Below are 17848 nucleotides of genomic sequence, written 5' to 3' on the forward strand. Positions count from 1 at the left end.
CTATGCGCCCTCCCCCAACGCTCTGACGTGCAAGTAAGCATCCTCCAGGCTCGGTGGTACCGCAAGCGCTTGGGGAAGCGGCGGCTCGTTGGACACAATGCGAAGCTGCAATCCATCCTCTCGACGAATCGCTCCGCTAATAGCCCATTTGGTACGCGCCTCCTGTATGTCTTGATCTGGGATGGTGACCGACCACACCTTTCCCTTCACATTGCGCAAGAGCAAGGCCGGATCCGAGTTGGCTAGCAGCCGCCCCTGGGATATAATCGCAATCTGGTTGGCAGTCGCTTCAATATCCGAAATAATATGTGTTGAAAAAAGGATAATTCGCTCCCCGGACAAGTCCGTCAGCAGGCTGCGAAACCGCATGCGCTCTTCCGGGTCCAAGCCAACAGTCGGTTCATCAATGATGAGCACCTTGGGATCATTGAGCAGCGCCTGCGCAATGCCAATCCGCTGCCGCATTCCTCCGGAGTAACCGCCGATCGGACGCTTCAAGTCATGTTGCAAATTCAGAAGCTCGAGGATTTCCATGATTCGAGCCTTCATCTTCCGGCCGCCCAAGCCTTTCAAAGCAGCTGCATATTCCAAAAATTCGGTGGAATTCAGATGAGGATACACCCCAAAATCTTGAGGCAAATAACCCAATGCGCGGCGCAGCTCATCGGGATTCTTGCGAATGTCTGCCCCATTCCAGGTGATCATCCCACTCGTCGGTTGTGAGATCGTCGCCAGAATACGCATAAGCGTTGATTTGCCCGCGCCATTGGGTCCAAGCAAACCTATGATGCCCGGCTTCAATTGCAAGTTAATATCTTGCAGTGCCTGAACGGCTCCCTTGTATTGTTTACTGACCTGATGTATTTCCATAAGCATACGCATCCCCCTTGTCTACCCCCAGTCGTCAGCCATGCGCAACTTTAACGACAGCTGAGCCCGGGCTCACATAGAACACTGTAGAGCATGAAAGTATACAGGAGGTAAACGGAAGACAAATTACAGCCTAATTACGCAGAGGCAATTTGACGGATATAGAGGTGCCTTGATTGACACGGCTAGTCACCTTGATGTCTCCACCGTGCGCCAATACCAACTGTTTGGCTATAGCCATACCCAGCCCGGTACCCTCTGAAAGGAGGTCGGTTGCGGTTCCGCGGTAATATTTATTAAAGAGTTGGTCCACAGCCTCCTCGTCCATACCTATTCCGTCATCCGTAATTACGATGTGCACACTTGTATTAAGCATAATTTGAATGGTAACGTTGGTACCTGCAGGATTGTGAAGGATGGCATTAAGCAATAAATTGTGCAGCGCCCGCTCTAGCAGCTTGACGTCCAGTAAGGTTTGGATATGCGGTACATTCGTTTCGAGAAATATATTATACTGGTCAGCTCGGGGGTCATTGGTCACATCTACCACGATCCGCCGAACAAATTCAACCAGATCGATTTGTTCCCACTTTAAGGGAAGCTGTTGTTCGTGTTCGTCTAAGCGAAAGGATAAAGTCAGGTCGCCGATAAGATCCTCCATATGTTTGGCTTTTCGCTCGATCTCCATCAGAAACCCTGTTTTCTCCTCCTCTGTCCAGTCATATTGGGGGGAAAGCATCATGGAGGAATACCCTTTGATGTTGGAGAGCGGAGTCTTTAAATCATGGGAAATGCCGGCGATCCACTCCTTCTTCATTTCGTCTATCCGGCTTCTTTCCTTCTTGCTATTCTCCAAAACGTCGGTTAGGGTTTGCAGTTGGGTAAACAGCTCCTTAAACAACCGGTAGGGTCTTTTTAGCCTCCTCGTCTTAGTCGAGTAAATATTCGAGCCATCCTCTGGTTCAACATATATCCCATCAGCCAGGCGGTTAATCCACCCGATCATATAATAAATCGGCCTTCCTATCGACCAAACAAAAACGATAAAAAATCCGGAAATAATGATGTACATGCTGAGTAATCCCAACGAATCCTGCTTATCTCCCTCTTGCGGGATAAGCCATTCCGTAAGCGATATGGAACCAATAATGGCTAAAGCAAGTAGAACAAGACTAATAAAGACATGGAGTAAGAGACGAAGGCCCATTCGGTAATTAACCTTCATGGGCAGCCTCCTTCCGGGGCGGGACGAACTTATAGCCAATATTGCGCAAATTCACAAGCCCCATTAATTTATCAAAATTACCCGAACGGGCAGTCAGAAACAAAATAGGAACCGATGTATGCCTGCGGATTTGCCTACACAATTCGAATCCATCCGTGTCTGGAAGCATCACATCAAGTACAATGAGGTCGTAAGAGGCCGCCTCTATCCTGCTAATCGCTTGCTTCCCCGTGGTTGCTGTAGCCACTCTTTTGAATCCTTCTTTTTCTAATAGCTTTTCCAGCATTGCCAAAATATCTTTATCGTCATCAACTAACAAAATTTGCTCGTTACGCAACCTTCCCCATCACCTTTGTACTCGTAATCTTGAATAAACTAAAAAGCTTTCTTCTTATTTAAATATACTATAACCCAACAATTACCTTATTAGGAAATTCGCCTGTTATCCTTAATTGTAAGATTAGAGGCCACTTGTTTTGATTAGCTGCATACCCCCAAGATAAAACTTGCCGTGACGTATGATCACGGTTCTGTACAGCAACAATAAGGGCCATCCCTATTCGGGATAGCCCTTATTGTAATGCGAATTAAATTAATTGTTCTTTTTCACACTACGGCTCATTTGATTCACCGCACTGAACAAAGCTTTTATCGACGAGGTCATAATGTCAACGTCAATGCCGCAGCCCCAATATACGCTGCTATCTGAAGCCGTGATCCCGATATAAGAGACCGCCTGCGATTTAGAGCCGATCTCCAAAGCGTGCTCCTTATAGACCAGATCGCTATATTCGAGTCCGAAATAGGCTTGCAGGGCATTGCTGATCGAATCCAGTCTTCCGCTACCCGTACCTTTAATCTCCTGAACGCCGTCATCTGTCCGCAGGGTTGCAACGGTCTCAAAATCATCCTCATCGTTAATGCGGTATTTAACCAATTCGATAGGCGTATTCAGATTGACATATTCCTTAATGAAAATGTCGTATATCTCATCCGGAAGCAGCTCTTTCTGCTGATGATCGGATACGTTCTTCACACAATATCCAAAGTGCTCGCGCATCTTCTGCGGAAGATCGAGGCCATACTTCTGCTGCAGGATATAACCAATTCCACCCTTGCCTGACTGGCTGTTGATGCGGATAATATCGCCTTCGTATTGTCTGCCGATATCCAGCGGATCGATCAGCAGATATGGAACCGACCAATGCTGCGGCTCCTTCTCTTCGCGCCACTTCATGCCCTTGGCAATCGCATCCTGGTGCGAACCGGAGAAGGCTGTAAATACAAGTTCGCCGCCGTAAGGGTGTCTTTCGCTCACTCTCATTTTGGTCAGGCGTTCATATACGGACAGAATCGTTGGTAGATTCTCAAAATTCAGCTTCGGATCTACCCCGTGCGAATACATATTCAGGGCCAGCGTAACAATGTCCACATTCCCCGTCCGCTCTCCATTGCCGAATAACGTACCTTCTACACGCTGGGCTCCGGCCAGCATTCCCAGCTCGGCATCAGCTACACCGGTTCCCCGGTCATTATGCGGATGAAGCGATAGAATAACGTTCTCCCGGTAATTCAAATGATCACTCATATACTCAATCTGGCTGGCGTAGACATGCGGCATCGACATGGACACCGTTGCAGGCAGGTTGATGATAACCGGATTCTCCGCTGTCGGCTGCCATACATCAAGCACCTGGTTGCAAATATTCAGCGCAAAATCAATCTCCGTACCTGTGAAGCTCTCCGGCGAATACTGGAACTGGAAGTTTCCTTCCGTCTCCGATGCGCACTCTTTGAGCAGCTTGGCGCCACTCACAGCGATGTCGATAATCTCCTCTTTCGATTTGCGGAATACCTGCTCCCGCTGAGCTACAGATGTTGAGTTGTACAAATGCACGACTGCTTTTCTCGCGCCCTTCAATGATTCAAAGGTTTTGCGGATAATATGCTCCCTCGACTGGGTCAGCACCTGGATGGTTACATCCTCCGGGATCAAATCCTGCTCGATTAATGTCCGCAGGAAGGTGAATTCCGTCTCCGACGCTGCGGGGAATCCGACTTCAATCTCCTTGAACCCGATCTCTACCAGCATTTTGAAATACTCGAGCTTCTCCTCCAGATTCATCGGAACGATCAGCGCCTGATTTCCATCACGCAGGTCAACGCTGCACCAGGTCGGGGCTTCCGTAATATACTCCTTCTGAGTCCATTTGAGGCTTGCCTCCGGCGGCATAAAGTATCCTCTGGCGTATTTATCAACGTTTTTCATAGGTATCCATCCTTCCATCATTTTTGACACTCAGTCATTACAAGGCAGGCATAACACAAAAAAAGCCTTCCATCTCCGTTAACAGAGACGAAAGACTGTGAAATCTTACGCGGTACCACTCCAAATTCATGCCATAGGCATGCACTCTACGGATATGGGCTCCCCAAATTACAGATAACCACATATCCACCTGATGATAACGGTCAGGATTCCGGCTCCGCCTACTTCCCTTGGTTCAGCGGGCAACTCCAAGGCGAGTTCCATTCTTCTTCGCGGCTGCTTCACACCAACCAACAGCTCTCTGAGCGCTTAGAAAAGCGTACTATTCCTTATCAACGTATTAGGATATTAAAGTCATGCTATAACACCTGTGACTCATTGTCAATTGTCTTTTTTCAGTTTAATCGCTTCAGGCCGCCACATATGTAGCTGTGACTGCTTAGATTGTTACCCGGCCTGCCGGTGACTCCCCGGTCGCTAAGTACTCTCCACCTGCAAAGAAGCCTATGATGTTGATCCCCCCTAAGAAGGTCAAGATACAAGAGGCATCCAACTGGGTGCCTCTATCATGGGTAAGCTTGCGTTCATTACCAGATGGAGATGCGCCGATCCGGTGGCAGGTACATCCCGTCTTTGTCGGTGATATTATATACCTTGTAAAATGAGTCAAGCATTTGCACTGCAAAATTCACCCTCACTTTGTACGGAGCATGAGGGTCGGTCTGCAAATATCCAACATTCAGCTCTACTGGCATCCATGCCGCAAATGCGCGAGCGAATCCTTCGTACACTTTGGAGAGGTCCGCGTTCGGGTTATCGTCCGCAATATCAAGCACACACGATAATCCACCCATATCCGCAATCGTCTCCGCAAGTGTCAGCTCTCCATTGACTTTATGGCCTGGCACGAATTCAATTTTGGACAGTTCTTCTGCCACTTGTGCCGTGCGCTTGTTGAATTCGGCATAATCGGCCTCCGTCCACCAATTGGCCAAATTGCCGTCTTTGTCGTACTGGGCGCCGTTCACATCGAAAGCATGGGAGATTTCGTGGCCGATAATCGTACCGATGCTTCCCAGGTTCTGCTCGCGGCTTGCCTGTGGATCATAGAAAGGCGCTTGCAGGATTGCAGCCGGGAAAGTAATACTGTTGGTTGAAGGCTGGTAGAAAGCGTTCACCGTCATAACCGGAAGCACACTCCATATATCTATGGAATACGGTTTTTTAATTGCTTCTCTCCCCGCGGCTTCTATTGCGATCTTCTGGCTCATTAGCGCATCAAACAGGGTACCACCCTCCGCTTTGCTTGTGAAGTGGTAGGAAGGTGCCGGTGTCCATTCATCGGGATAGCCGATGTTAACTCTAATGTTCTTCAGCTTCTGAACAGCCTTGGCCTTGGTTTCGGCGCTCATCCATGTAAGAGCGTTGATCCGAACTTCGTATTTCGCGATAATCTCGTTCACGATATCTTTCACATCGTCTTTGCTGGATTTAGGAAAATACTTGCTGACAAACACTTTGTCAAACGCTTGCGATTCCATGCTTTGAGCCAAGGCAGCCGCCCGTTCCTCCACTGGAAGCTTCTCAGGCACAATACCCATTGCCGCTTTCGCCAAATCATCCTGGAATCCTTGTGTTGTTTCTGAAAATGCAGCTTCATACGCTTGGAACGTGCTTATAGCAAGCAAATCCTTGATCGTCTGCAGATTTTGATCCGTGATGAGGCTGTCGGCAAATTTAATATAATCAAGATCCGGAGTGTAAACTGTCATATTGGCCGGAAGACCGTACAGCTTAATGACCAATTCAGCCAACCCGGAGTTCGGTGTTGCCTTCTTCATCTCGTCCCAACTTGACTTCTTGAGCAACGCCTTAGGGTCTTGCATTTGTTCCGGCGGCTTAGCCTTGGCGGAAAGCTGCCTTTCAAGCTCCAATATCGCTTTTGCGCGTTCGGGAAGCTTATCCTTTTCGCCGCTATAGCGCAGTACCCGTTCAATATATTCAACGTATGCCTTCTGGACATTGGCCATAGTTGGATCGTTAGAATAATAGAGCGCCGTGCCCAAGCCCAATCTAGTGCCTACGAAGGCGGCTGCAAATTTCGTTCTGTCGCCCAATGTGTCTTCAACAGGCATGAATCCGATAAAAGGAGTGAGGTTGAACCGATCCGAGTACTTCTCGGCAATCGCTCTCAGGCCTGCAGTATCTTTGACGGCATACAATTCATCTAAATAAGGTCGAAGCTTCTGAATGCCGCCTTCACGCGTATGTATATCCGTATACATCTGATAAATTTCAGCCGCTCTCCATTCGGAGGATCCGCTGGCCGCGGCATCTTTGTTCTGCAGCAACTGCTTCATGATCTCCGATCCGGTGTCGCTCACCTTCTTCATGACATCCATGAATGTTCCAGCCATCGGATAACCGGGATGAATAACCGGATCCGCAACGTATTTCCGGTTCATATAGACGTAGAAATCATCCTTGAGTCCAACCTGTTTGGCCCCGTAGGGATTGTTGTTGGCCGCTGCTTGTACCACATAAGACAGCTTCTCCAAAAATTGCTGTGCCTGTTCGGCGGTGACATTACCGGCGGGAAGCCCCAAATCATCCAATAGTCCGAAATCTTCAAGCGCCGCATAGTATGGCGCTGCCCATGCCGGGATGTTCGCATTCTTGCCGCCTGCCTCTATACCTTTCCAGGAAAGCAGATTACAAGCGATTACGACCAGCTGCGGTCCAGTAACATTGGAGTCAGGCTGGAATTTCTTTGCCCCGGTACCCTTCATATATCCCGCAGTTACAGCGATTGCGATATCTTTTGCGTTCGGACTGCTAGAGGGTACATCAGAGAATGTTTGCTTTGGCTTGTCTACCTTAATCTGAAACGTCTGATTGATCAGTGCTGTCAGTTGGCCCCTGGTTACCAAATGATCGTTGTTTGCTGCGTACGCGCTCGTGAGCCCCATGCTAAGAGACAATAATAGAGCTAGCATAATTGCGATGGAACGTTGTAACTTTTTCAATAGAGCACCTCCCAAGTAATCTATCATCATTTATATGTTAACATAAATGGATATATAAGGATATAAATGACACACTGTTCCCTCTCAAGAACACGATAGAAGATGATATGTACAGTGCCTGCATATGTGAATAAGGGTAGCTTTTGATGAGTTCAGATGATTGTTCATCAATCAATTCAGGTACATGAGCGGAGTGAGCACGATTTGTACCTATCCATAAACAAGACAAAGACCCCTTGCCAATATGGGGCCTTTGTTTGTAAAGCGGTATTGTTTATCTGTTGATATTATATGAGGGTCTTACAGTGGGATTGGTAATTATCGTCATTAGAAGCTGATTCCTATCCCTCTTCTACCATCTTGCCCAGTGCGTCCAGCATAATGTTTGTTCCATGTTCTCGTACTTCTAGTGTATCGTGCCCGTCAAAGAATGCGGCTTGCTCCGTGAAAATTAGCTTCGTGCCTCCCTCTACCTTGATAAGCTCGATTGTTGTGATCGAGACGGAGATACGTGTGTCTCCTGAGTCCAATGTATATGTATAGACAATGCGCTGCTCTGGAACAAGCTCCTGGTATTGGGCGTCGAAGGTAAAGATCGGCCCTTCTGGCGGACCGCCGCTGCTGTACTCTCGCCCGCCAACCCGGAAATCGAAGGCGTCTGCCTTCGAGAACCACTTGGCTTTGGCAATCGGATCAGACCATGCGTGATACACCCTCTCTGGCGAAGCGGCGTACGTCTTCTCGACAACGAAAGTCCCATGCTTGATGAATCGTTCGCTCATTAATTTTCCTCCTTATGTTCGGAATCCCGGTCTTCCTCGGCAAGAAAGTCTCCTAGCAGGTCCAAATGCCGGTTCCAACTCGTTTGCCGTTCAATGACCGGCTTCTCAAATTCCATCTTCATTGCCTGAAGAAGGCTCGTGAAATCTTCAACCGTTAATTCCGCCTTGCCCTGCATAAGCTTGGATGCATATCTAAGTTGATCTAATAGTTTCTGCTGTAGCCTAATCTGTTCTTTAACTTGATTGATCTGCAGGCCTACAATCTCAAGTGGACTGATCTGCCCGTCACTTAAGGCCAACTTAATCTCCTCGAGGGTTAGCCCCAGCTCCTTAAGCGATAATATCTGATGCAAGCGCGCCAAGTTCGATTCGCTGTAAAGTCTGTGGCCCGATTCCGTCTGCCCGGACGGAGATAACAAATTGATTTGATCATAATAACGTAGGGTTCGTACGGTAAGCCCCGTCAGCTTGGCGAGGTCCCCGACCTTCCATTGTCTCTTCATTAACCATCTCCACTCTTTGGCGCTAGCTATGTACCGATAGCTCTATTGTAAAACATGACGTTACGTAAGGTGCAAGCGAAATTACGATGCTCTAACTTTTCACATTCAAAGGGAGCAGCAGAAGTCGACGAAACCAAAAGTTGTATGGCTCCGAAATTACGGAACTTCTGTAAGCTGCTTATGCTTGATAAGCTAAGATCAATAACAAAGAGGAGTGATAATCATGAAAATTTCGGTTATGGGAACAGGCAATATGGGTAAAGCTTTGGTGAAACAATTGAGTACTCATGGTACTAATTCAATCTATTGGGGTTCTCGAAATCCGGAGGAAGCACAACAGCTGGTGCAGCAATTTCAACTTTCAAACGTTATTGTATCCACGAACGAGGTAGCGCAGCAGGCGGATCTGATTATTCCCGCTTTCCATGCGTCTACATTGAAGGAATGGGCAACCGCTCATAAGGAAGAGCTTAAAGGCAAGATCATTGTTGATATTTCGAATCCGTTTAACAACGACTTCAGCGGATTTACAACGGCCTGGGGAGAGTCTTCTGCCGAACAGCTCCAGTCTTTGCTGCCGGAGTCAATCGTCATCGGCGCATTTAAGAATACCTTCTTCAAAGTTGTTGATGAGCCCATGCACCAAGGTCAAATAAGTGATGTACTCGTCACAGGAAACGATGATACTGCAATTCAAACATTTATGGAGTACGTCAAACCGCTCCCGTTTCGATTCCTTCATGCAGGCAAGCTGGAAAATAATCGAACAATCGAACGCTTCACACTCCTTGAATTAGAGCTTGCTGTTCGATATAACACCTATCCCTATATTTCTATGCAAATATTCGGAATCCATGAACCCGTAGCGGCGCACTAACCAATAAGTCGCAGAATGCGCTGGCCCTTCGAATGGTCCATGCTAGCTACGGCAATGGTCCGATGGGCATCCGGGTGATTTAAGCGTCTATACACTAGCCGATCGGAATACATCTGTGAGATTAGGGCTTCAGGCAATACCGTAACCCCTGAACCATTCACCACATAACCGAGGATGACTTCACTGAAGCCAACCTCGGTTTTTATGTTCATGGGCTCCTTAATGGTGGCGAACATTTGAGTCAGAGTGGCCCGAATCGTACATCCTAAGTTATATAGGACGAGAGGCTGGCCGCTTAACTCTATCAACGTAATTTCTTGCTGAGAGGATAGAGGGTGGTCCTTCGGCATCACCACATAAAATGCCTCTTTACTAATGTCCCCACTCCAAATGGATGGATGCATGGAGAAACGCTCAGCGACGGTTAGATCCACTTCACCTTCTAGCAACAGCTTATAGACCTCTTTTGTTGACTGTCGATACACAATCTCAACTTCATGCCCCTGTTCTTGGAGTTTGGAGAGCGACGATACCAAATATTTTGTTGCGATGTCCGGAACGGATGCGATTTTAACACGCCGCCATTTTTTATAAGGCTTCAGCCTATCTTCCAGGTCAGACAACTGATCCAGCAGACTTTTCGAGGAATCGTATAAAATCCTTCCTGCATCCGTGAGTTCAACGCCTTGTGAGGAACGTACAAAGAGCTGAACATCGAATTGCTTCTCCAAGCTTCTTAACTGCTTGCTTAAAGCAGTATGCGAGATATGCAAAACTTCACTTGCCTTAGCTATACTTTTCATGTGGGCTGTTTCTATAAAACCAACCAAGAACTCGGTATTCATACTTATCCTACTCCCCTTTTCTCAGGTAACATGTCCCATAGGGTCCCCACTCACAATTAGCTTAATTGGATGCTGAACTTCATAAGTCATATAGATACTTCCGCCTTGGAGCCAGTTCGTTGCCGGATTGGATAGAAAGAATTCAAGGGAATTTTAATTTTGCTAAACGCTCTTCCAAAATCACGCGCAGTTCATCAGGAATTCGCTCAAACTCAGCCCCTTCCCCCAAAAACAAAAGCCAATCCGCATAATACGCCAGCGCCTCAACATCGGACACGTCCAATTGAACATTAAATATCCCACTGGACTGGAACATCCCGGTAAGGTACAAAATAATCCCCGGCGGGTGCATACGCTTAAAGCGACGAATCCCGGTCGCATCCAGCTTCACAACAAGATTGGACTCCCGTTCACGAAGCAGTTTTTTATTGATAATCTCTTGCTCAGAACATTTCATCTTCAGCTCGGAAATTGCCGAGTCCCGCAGCATCTCCACTGGCAAATAACGAAACTCATCCGTATCAAAATCATAAATCTCAACCAGCCACTGAGCATTCGAGTTAAAAATATGCAGCAAAAAAACGTCCATCAGCTGCGGCCAGCCAGGATTCACCTCAAAAGTCAAGCGCAAGTGCTTATCCCGCACAGCAAGCGAAATCAGTTGGTTCAGCTCAGGGGGCGCCGCATCATCGAGCTCCAGAAGATTCGGATTGGCAGGATTCGTATTTTCAAAAAGCACGATATGATTCAGCTCGATCAGCTCGTCTTGCTGGGTTTGCGATGCGATGCCAATAAGTTTTTCAGTGATAGAGCGGCGATTTTGCAGATAAGGCAGCTGTGAATTTTTCGAGGCGATAAAGCTGATAAAAATCGCTTTCAGCTCTTCTGGCGTAAAACGGACGGCGGGCAGATACTGGTTCTGCAGTACATAATAACCGCCACCGCGCCCAAGCTCAGTCGTCAGCGGAAAACCCATCGCCTGAATCTCGTTAATGTCGCGAATCGCCGTCGCGCGGGAAATCTTGAACTCCCGCTGAAGCTCAGCGATCGTAAAATGCGCGCGGTTATTAATGTAGCGCATGATTAGGTTAATTCGTTCTGTTTTCTTCATGGTCCATAAAGTGTATCATTTTTTGATACATTTGAACAATAGAATCAATCTTGTAAAATAAAAACTTAAGGGAGCGAACAAAATGACTAACTACTCCATTCAAACCATATCGGAAAACTACAAAATGACGGCTTTCGGTGTAACACTTGAAGACTACAATGATTGGGCGGGTAATGCGGCAAAAACGGCGGCGAAAAAAGCTGAAATCACGGAAAATAGCAAGCTTGCTGAACTTCTCGCGCTCGCCGACGGGCAAGAATATCAAATCAACTACAACCTTGGCGGTAAGGCCTGGCGGGGCTTCGGTGTGATGGGTGAGTTCGACGTGGAAGGCGCGGTCGTCCTCGATTTCCTCGCTGGCGACTACCTCGTCGTGCCTGGTACAGGCGCTGACAAGGACCGCCTTGCTGACGAAATCACAGGCAAAGTTTTCGGCGGTCTGTTGCAACAAGTCACAGACTACAAATACGTAGGTCCGGGTAACTCCACCTTCGTCAAAGCAGCTGAAGATGGTACATTTTACGGTGAAATGTGGCTTCGTGCAAAAAAGGTCGAAGGCTAATCTCTCGGATAAAGGAGCGCTCGTATGGCAGATTACACGCTTGAACATAAAAAATCATTCACATTGACCGCTTATGGGTTCTCAATCCGGTCGAACTTCCAAGATATGACGGCTTTGCAAAAGGAAAAGGCTGAGTTCTGGGGCAGACTCAAGGCGGATGGACGTTTTGACAAGCTCAAAGACGCCGCAAAAGACGATCGTGAATGGTCGGTCAACGAGGTTTATCAAGGCAAACCGTGGAATTATTTCGCGGTAGAAGCTGGGAAATCCGTGGCTGATGCAACGCGCATCATCGAGTTTCCAGAGAGCGAGTACATCGTGGTCGCAGGAAACGGGGAGAAGGAAGCTTTGTTTGATCAGCTGACTTACCTTGCTTTTGGCGAGGTTTTGTCCCAAATCACGGATTATGCATATATTGGTGGTCCAAATGCGACTTATCGCAAAGATAACGGTGACGGTACTTTCTACGGCGAGTTTTGGGTGCCTGTGGTAAAAAAATAAGGATTCGGCGTTCTTTGATGTTAACAACAAGCTATTTGTGGCGGTAAATTTGGGGCCATCCTTTGCGGGATGGCCCTGTCTAATTAATTGTGTTTTGGTGTACTTATCAGCTATTTAATAGAATTCATTAACTCAAAGAAGTATTTAGGTTCATGAGTCTGATAAAGATTGAACCATGCATGTAATGTTTCCGGTGCAAATACATCTAGCACCTTCAATACATGCATCGCAAATTCCAACGGAGCTATTCCTGATGCAGTAACTAAGTTCTCATCAGTTACTGCTGGTTCCATCTCATAATATTTTTCTCCCATATAATTAGGACAAATCATTTTCATATATTCTAGATCATTGCTTGTATGCCTTCTTGAATCTAGCAATCCCATCTTTGCAAGTCCCGCTGTTGCACCACAAATCGCCGCAACAACAGTACCTTCTTTTAAGGATTTAGAAGCTTTTTTCAATATTGGTTCGTGAATGGCTTCTAACCAGGTATTTCCCCCTGGTAGAACTAAAACATCAGTACTTTCCAAAATACAATCATCAATAGAAATACTAGGTAGTATTTTCAATCCTCCCATTGTAGTAACAGGATTTTTATCACCGCCTACCGCAACCACCTCTAAAGGCGCTAATTCCTTTTTAAAATACCTGCCTGAGTTTAGTTCCGCAATTAAATAACCTACCTCCCAGTCTGACATCGTATCAAATACATAAAGATACACTTTTTTTGTATGCATAACACACTCTCCTATTGTTAATTAATCGACACACCCTATTATAAAAAAACTTTACTGACATCTTCCGTCAGTAAAGTTTTTAACTTGATAATAATGAATTAGCTCATATAGAACTTTAATATGTTCTAGCTTCAAACTAATAGATTCAATGACTTGAATAGATTTGCCATAAAGGCATAAGTCCTTGCTTATCTATCACGGACCGATCGACTTGCTGGAAGCAGACGGTGCTGCACAACCTGGACAACGATTACCTGATAATGTTCTTCCAAGCAAGCCGGAGCACATGATGATAGCCTTAATTGAACACTCCACACCCACTACACTTTACGAACCGCAAACCATAATTCGACATAGTTGAGGCCGTCTTTCGTCCCATACATTTCGAACTCGATCCCGTCCACCTGCTCATATCCAGCCGTCGGCAACCATTCGGTGTAAAATCGCTTGTAGAGCGTCTCGATTGTCTCGTCAAACTTATCCCACGGATGGGGCTCCGACGGGAAGATCGCCCATGTAAGCGCCGGAATTATTACCGTGGTGTACCCGTCCGTGTTGCTGCCATCGCCTTTGAAGGCGCTCAGCATGTAGGGGAATGTGTCCGGGTTGGTTTTCCGGTAGCTGCATACCGCGTGTACGGGGTACAAATCCCCGCTGACGAATGAAGGTAAATCGCCTGCACAAGCTTCAAGCCGTTTCACGTCGCCGTTCGCATGGCTCTGCTCCCACAGCTTCGCCGGTGTCTGCGGGGCCTCCCCACCCCCATCGGCGCGGAATATCCCTTCAATGCCGAACACTTCAAAACTTTCTTTCGTTTCGATTCTATAATTCATTGCCTCTGCCCCTTTGATCGTGATAAGAAAGGACAGACGGGGATAGGCCTTCAAAGCAGCTCCTTCTTGACGAGCCATGGCCGGCGTTATTCCATGCAACGCCTGAAACGCCCGTGCGAACGAGACTGGCGATTCGTAACCGTACTTCAATGCGACGTCGATCACCTTTGCCGCACCTCCGTTCTGTAATTCAAGTGCGGCTAACGTCAGCCGTCTTCGCCGTATATATTCTGCCAGTGTCACGTCCGTAATAAACGAGAACAACCTCTGGAATTGATACGATGAACAACAAGCCATACGGGCCGCTTCCCCCAACTCGATTTCCCGGTTCAGGTTTGTTTCGATATAGTCAATCGCCCGATTCATCCTCTCCAGCCACTCCATCTCCATCCCTCCTCTCGAATTCAAGTATAGATGGGGCGGAAAATTGCTTCGCAACGATTTGTGCCCAAAGAAGTTGCTAAAAAACTTGCCCTTATTTATGATACGTTTCAGCGTAATGTATCTAAGCACAAAGTTAGATTTGACCACAAAATCTATATCAGCATATAACGACAAAGCCGCTCCTTACAACGTTAATGGAATGGCTCCTTTTTCTAGAACAATCTTTTTATCGAACCATATAATTGAAGCCCTTAGTGATTGTTTGAATAGTAAAAAGACGATAGCTATACAATATGCTTATCTTTAAAGTATAGTAATATATGGATAGTTATTTTCCTTTGTCATCGTTATCATGAAACTAACAAAGGTGTCAAGATAAATGTGTCATTGTCGGTTTGTGAACGGTAACATAGGATTAAGATTACTGAAAATTTTATTGGTACGCCCTCTAAATATGAATATTTTTTTATTCACTAAAACAGTTTTGCACCAATGCTTTCTATTACTGGCTATTTAATTAAGGGGGGGTTATTATGACTAATGGCGAACTAATAACAGGTTCAATTAGTATTGATAGATTAAGAAATAAAATTATAGAAGGGGAAATCAAAATCCCTCCATTTCAACGGGTGTTTGTTTGGAAAAAGGAACAAATCACAGACTTAATGGATTCAATTTATAATGATTACCCTATAGGTAGTGTATTACTTTGGGAAGTAAACGAAAATCTACCTGCTTTGAGAAATATTGGAGGATATAAATTACCCAATAAAACAGATGAATTTCCACTAAATTATATTTTGGATGGTCAACAAAGAATAACTTCAATCTTTGGTGCATTTGTTGGGGATGAAATAGAAGCTGAAGATGAAACTAAAACTGAAAATTTTAATATATATTTTGATTTAGAAAGTGAACGTTTCGTTCACTTCGAAGACATTAATACTGCTCATCAAAATTTAAAAAGTAGCATATTATTTAATGTTAATGAATTTTTTGACGAAGTAGTTAAACTACCTTCTGAACTAAGAGAAAAAGCACGGAATCTGCAATCAATATTCCAAAATTATGAATTACCTACTGTAACAATTAAAAAGAGAAATAAAGGAGAAGTAGGAACTATATTTGAACGTATCAATAATACAGGAACCCCATTGTCAGCTTTAGAGCTGATGATTGCATGGACTTGGTCAGAAGATTATCATTTGACAAATGTTTTTGATCAAGTTTATAAGCTACTAGAAGCAAAAAGTTTTGAAGATATAAAAGAAAAAGTTATTTTACAGTGTTTCGGAGCTATTATTAAGAGCACTACAGTTACTAAAGATATTTTAGAATTGAATCCCGACAGCATAAGAGATAACTCTGAACTTCTGATCAAGAGCATAGAAAAGTCATTGGATTATTTACAGCAGGAATTTAACGTAATATCCGAGGATTTTTTACCCAAACAACAAATACTGGTTCCCCTTAGTTTCTTATTCTCGAAAATTCATAGCCCTACAGCTAATCAAAATAAAATTATTAAACAATGGTTCTGGAGAGTTGCATATTCAGACCGTTATTCATCAGGTACTGATAAGAAGATGGACGAAGATATAAAGTTTTTTGAAAAGATTTTGACTAATGATTTTAGTGGTATTTCGAAGTATTCCATTTCAATTAATAGTGATTTCTTCAAAACACAAAAACTTTCTAAATCTAACTCATATGTCAGAGCAGTATTATTAATGATGAGTAGAGAAGTTCCACTAGATTTAACTAATGGAACAAAAATAGATACAGGCGTGGCATTGTCTGTATACAACAAAAAAGAGTATCACCATATTTTCCCAAAAGCATTTTTGAAAGGTGAATTTAATTTAGATGATGATAAAGTTAATGTTATTGGGAATTTTTGCTTCCTGCCTTCAAATTCTAATAAAATAATTTCTGATAAGAAGCCTAGCAATTATTTTAAAAACATTATTCCACAAGAACATATTATAAGGATTTTAGAGAGTAATATTATTCCTACCGATATTACCATTTATGAAAATGATCAATACGAAGCCTTCTTAGAAGCAAGAAGTCGATTATTAATGGAGAAGGTAGAGAAATATATCTCAGAATAAAATAGAACTTAGTTTCTTTCCTTAGCATCAGTGAAAACACTGATACTTCTACTTCATTTGGTGAGGCAATGCTTCAAATATTAGGGAGTTTCGCTGAACTGGAAAGAAACCAAATCATTGAAGATGTCAAGATGGGTATGAATGAACGGGCAGAACAAGACAAATGGAATGGTGTTATTCTATAAGGCTATAACTCAGTAAACAAGCTTGTTATTGATGAAAAAGAGGCCTCTCTTGTACGGTATATCATTGACCTCTACATCAATGGTAAAGGCTATAAATCAATTACTTTGAACCAAAAAGGGCTACAAAACCAAAAAAACCTTTTCACTATCCCAACAAAACGGAAATTATCACTAATCCTTTGGATACAGGCTTCATTCGGTTCAATCAAGTTCAAAATTGGAACGAAAAGAGAAGAGCAGGTAAAAATGAAAACTTTATGCTTGTCCAAGGTGAGCATAAACTTATAATTGACCTGGCTGTTGCGAGAAGGCTAAATTAATGAATGACATGAAATCCCACAAGCCTACAGAGATCTTTCACGGTCACTTTCCACTTACTACCCTATTGCGTTGCCCGAAGTGTGGACAGGGTATGATTGGACATAGAACGAAAAACTCTATAGGTGAATATATCCGTTATTATCAATGTGCCGCATTTTACGCTCTAAAGGTTCTGCTGTGTGTAAGACCTATTTGGTAAGAACGGATGAAGCTGAAGCCTTCGTCTTTAAGAGAATCGAGCAGATTACATCCAATCCTGATATATTAGAGAAAATTTTAGGAAATGTAAACGGTAAGTTCAGAACATTAAAATAACCCCTCCAAGATCAACTTGAATATATTCAGGAGCAACTTCTCAATATTGAGAGACACATTAAGCGCTTAATTGATGTGTGATCGTAACTACAGACAATCCCCCCTTTATCAGTAGTGGAGAAGTTGGTTACGTTGGAAGATGAAAGAAAAAGCTGATTGAAACAAAGAAGGATACAGAGTATGAAATCAATAGACCAACCATTAAAGAGGTGTCTTTTGAGCAGGTTCATCAAGTCTTAACGGGCTTCTCAAAAGTAATAACGAAGGTTCAACCAGTGAAACAAAAAGACTTACTACACTCAATCATAAATAAGATGAATGTTAACGTTGGAAACAACCCCGACGAAAGAAGCGTCAAGGACATTGAAATGTTCTTTGACGCTTC

16 protein-coding genes, 1 pseudogene and 1 other annotated feature are annotated in these 17848 nt (G+C 44.6%); of the genes and pseudogenes, 6 read left to right on the plus strand and 11 right to left on the minus strand.

Translation table 11 applies throughout. The features are described 5' to 3' along the window. From ACRRNK_RS21720 to ACRRNK_RS21750, 7 genes are all read right to left on the minus strand, one after another. Complete coding sequence (locus ACRRNK_RS21720; protein ID WP_433944669.1) at positions 1-876, minus strand: ABC transporter ATP-binding protein; 876 nt, start codon at positions 874-876, stop codon at positions 1-3. Positions 877-1003: 127 nt separating this feature from the next. Continuing rightward, positions 1004-2095, minus strand: coding sequence for a sensor histidine kinase (locus tag ACRRNK_RS21725; RefSeq protein ID WP_433944670.1), 1092 nt, complete (start codon positions 2093-2095; stop codon positions 1004-1006). After that, positions 2085-2432, minus strand: coding sequence for a response regulator (locus ACRRNK_RS21730; protein WP_433944671.1), 348 nt, complete (start codon positions 2430-2432; stop codon positions 2085-2087). Before ACRRNK_RS21730 ends, ACRRNK_RS21725 begins: the two co-directional genes overlap by 11 nt. A 255-nt stretch (positions 2433-2687) precedes the next feature. Further along, entirely contained in the window at positions 2688-4364 is a 1677-nt protein-coding gene (leuA, locus tag ACRRNK_RS21735; protein ID WP_433944672.1) for a 2-isopropylmalate synthase, read from the minus strand. A gap of 80 nt (positions 4365-4444) precedes the next feature. Beyond that, positions 4445-4709 (minus strand) — a binding site (T-box leader). Between the two features lie 242 nt (positions 4710-4951). Continuing rightward, positions 4952-7390, minus strand: coding sequence for a M13-type metalloendopeptidase (locus ACRRNK_RS21740; protein ID WP_433944673.1), 2439 nt, complete (start codon positions 7388-7390; stop codon positions 4952-4954). 341 nt (positions 7391-7731) lie between these two features. Beyond that, entirely contained in the window at positions 7732-8172 is a 441-nt protein-coding gene (locus ACRRNK_RS21745) for an SRPBCC family protein (RefSeq protein WP_433944674.1), read from the minus strand. Then, positions 8172-8675, minus strand: a complete 504-nt coding sequence (locus ACRRNK_RS21750) for a MerR family transcriptional regulator (RefSeq protein WP_433944675.1) — start codon at positions 8673-8675, stop codon at positions 8172-8174. The genes ACRRNK_RS21745 and ACRRNK_RS21750 overlap by 1 nt, the downstream gene beginning before the upstream one ends. Before the next feature lie 223 nt (positions 8676-8898). On the opposite strand from ACRRNK_RS21750, the gene ACRRNK_RS21755 reads away from it, so the two are divergent. After that, the gene (locus tag ACRRNK_RS21755) at positions 8899-9552 is read left to right on the plus strand and encodes an NADPH-dependent F420 reductase (RefSeq protein WP_433944676.1); all 654 of its coding nucleotides are present in this window, start codon (positions 8899-8901) and stop codon (positions 9550-9552) included. On the opposite strand, the gene ACRRNK_RS21760 is transcribed toward ACRRNK_RS21755, so the two are convergent. Then, positions 9549-10397 (minus strand): LysR family transcriptional regulator, encoded by an 849-nt coding sequence (locus ACRRNK_RS21760; RefSeq protein ID WP_433944677.1) that lies wholly within the window; start codon positions 10395-10397, stop codon positions 9549-9551. The genes ACRRNK_RS21755 and ACRRNK_RS21760 overlap by 4 nt on opposite strands. A gap of 142 nt (positions 10398-10539) precedes the next feature. Next, positions 10540-11508 carry a helix-turn-helix transcriptional regulator gene (locus ACRRNK_RS21765; protein WP_433944678.1) on the minus strand — a complete coding sequence of 323 codons (969 nt, stop codon included), beginning with the start codon at positions 11506-11508 and terminating at the stop codon, positions 10540-10542. 82 nt (positions 11509-11590) lie between these two features. On the opposite strand from ACRRNK_RS21765, the gene ACRRNK_RS21770 reads away from it, so the two are divergent. Together ACRRNK_RS21770 and ACRRNK_RS21775 are read left to right on the plus strand one after the other, a co-directional pair. Beyond that, on the plus strand, positions 11591-12070 hold the full coding sequence (locus ACRRNK_RS21770) for a hypothetical protein (protein ID WP_433944679.1): 480 nt from the start codon (positions 11591-11593) through the stop codon (positions 12068-12070). A 24-nt stretch (positions 12071-12094) separates the two neighbouring features. Continuing rightward, on the plus strand, positions 12095-12571 hold the full coding sequence (locus tag ACRRNK_RS21775; protein WP_433944680.1) for a GyrI-like domain-containing protein: 477 nt from the start codon (positions 12095-12097) through the stop codon (positions 12569-12571). 110 nt (positions 12572-12681) lie between these two features. On the opposite strand, the gene ACRRNK_RS21780 is transcribed toward ACRRNK_RS21775, so the two are convergent. Both ACRRNK_RS21780 and ACRRNK_RS21785 read right to left on the minus strand, forming a co-directional pair. Further along, positions 12682-13311: a type 1 glutamine amidotransferase family protein gene (locus ACRRNK_RS21780; protein ID WP_433944681.1), complete on the minus strand. Its 630-nt coding sequence runs from the start codon at positions 13309-13311 to the stop codon at positions 12682-12684. Positions 13312-13631: 320 nt separating this feature from the next. Continuing rightward, positions 13632-14528 (minus strand): AraC family transcriptional regulator, encoded by an 897-nt coding sequence (locus ACRRNK_RS21785; RefSeq protein ID WP_433946970.1) that lies wholly within the window; start codon positions 14526-14528, stop codon positions 13632-13634. Between the two features lie 533 nt (positions 14529-15061). Here ACRRNK_RS21785 and ACRRNK_RS21790 point away from each other — a divergent pair. The 3 genes and pseudogenes from ACRRNK_RS21790 (at position 15062) to ACRRNK_RS21800 (ending at position 17347) form a co-directional block, all read left to right on the plus strand. After that, a complete protein-coding gene (locus ACRRNK_RS21790; RefSeq protein WP_433944682.1) occupies positions 15062-16642 on the plus strand; it encodes a GmrSD restriction endonuclease domain-containing protein in 1581 nt (526 codons plus the stop codon). Between the two features lie 23 nt (positions 16643-16665). After that, positions 16666-16827: pseudogene (locus tag ACRRNK_RS21795) on the plus strand (recombinase family protein); the annotation flags it as partial. Positions 16828-17155: 328 nt separating this feature from the next. Continuing rightward, entirely contained in the window at positions 17156-17347 is a 192-nt protein-coding gene (locus ACRRNK_RS21800; RefSeq protein WP_433946971.1) for a zinc ribbon domain-containing protein, read from the plus strand. The last annotated feature ends 501 nt before the right edge of the window (positions 17348-17848 follow it).

The sequence above is a fragment of the Paenibacillus sp. SN-8-1 genome (assembly GCF_050995535.1).
In the GTDB taxonomy this organism is placed as follows: domain Bacteria; phylum Bacillota; class Bacilli; order Paenibacillales; family Paenibacillaceae; genus Fontibacillus.

Excerpts from the sequence above, each read along its gene's own strand:
- ACRRNK_RS21775 (WP_433944680.1), top strand. The coding sequence starts at position 12,095 with ATGGCAGATTACACGCTTGAACATAAAAAATCATTCACATTGACCGCT.
- ACRRNK_RS21725 (WP_433944670.1), bottom strand. The coding sequence starts at position 2,095 with ATGAAGGTTAATTACCGAATGGGCCTTCGTCTCTTACTCCATGTCTTT.
- leuA (WP_433944672.1), bottom strand. The coding sequence starts at position 4,364 with ATGAAAAACGTTGATAAATACGCCAGAGGATACTTTATGCCGCCGGAG.
- ACRRNK_RS21765 (WP_433944678.1), bottom strand. The coding sequence starts at position 11,508 with ATGAAGAAAACAGAACGAATTAACCTAATCATGCGCTACATTAATAAC.
- ACRRNK_RS21780 (WP_433944681.1), bottom strand. The coding sequence starts at position 13,311 with ATGCATACAAAAAAAGTGTATCTTTATGTATTTGATACGATGTCAGAC.
- ACRRNK_RS21785 (WP_433946970.1), bottom strand. The coding sequence starts at position 14,528 with ATGGAGTGGCTGGAGAGGATGAATCGGGCGATTGACTATATCGAAACA.
- ACRRNK_RS21745 (WP_433944674.1), bottom strand. The coding sequence starts at position 8,172 with ATGAGCGAACGATTCATCAAGCATGGGACTTTCGTTGTCGAGAAGACG.
- ACRRNK_RS21760 (WP_433944677.1), bottom strand. The coding sequence starts at position 10,397 with ATGAATACCGAGTTCTTGGTTGGTTTTATAGAAACAGCCCACATGAAA.
- ACRRNK_RS21800 (WP_433946971.1), top strand. The coding sequence starts at position 17,156 with ATGAAATCCCACAAGCCTACAGAGATCTTTCACGGTCACTTTCCACTT.
- ACRRNK_RS21790 (WP_433944682.1), top strand. The coding sequence starts at position 15,062 with ATGACTAATGGCGAACTAATAACAGGTTCAATTAGTATTGATAGATTA.
- ACRRNK_RS21755 (WP_433944676.1), top strand. The coding sequence starts at position 8,899 with ATGAAAATTTCGGTTATGGGAACAGGCAATATGGGTAAAGCTTTGGTG.
- ACRRNK_RS21770 (WP_433944679.1), top strand. The coding sequence starts at position 11,591 with ATGACTAACTACTCCATTCAAACCATATCGGAAAACTACAAAATGACG.
- ACRRNK_RS21720 (WP_433944669.1), bottom strand. The coding sequence starts at position 876 with ATGCTTATGGAAATACATCAGGTCAGTAAACAATACAAGGGAGCCGTT.
- ACRRNK_RS21750 (WP_433944675.1), bottom strand. The coding sequence starts at position 8,675 with ATGAAGAGACAATGGAAGGTCGGGGACCTCGCCAAGCTGACGGGGCTT.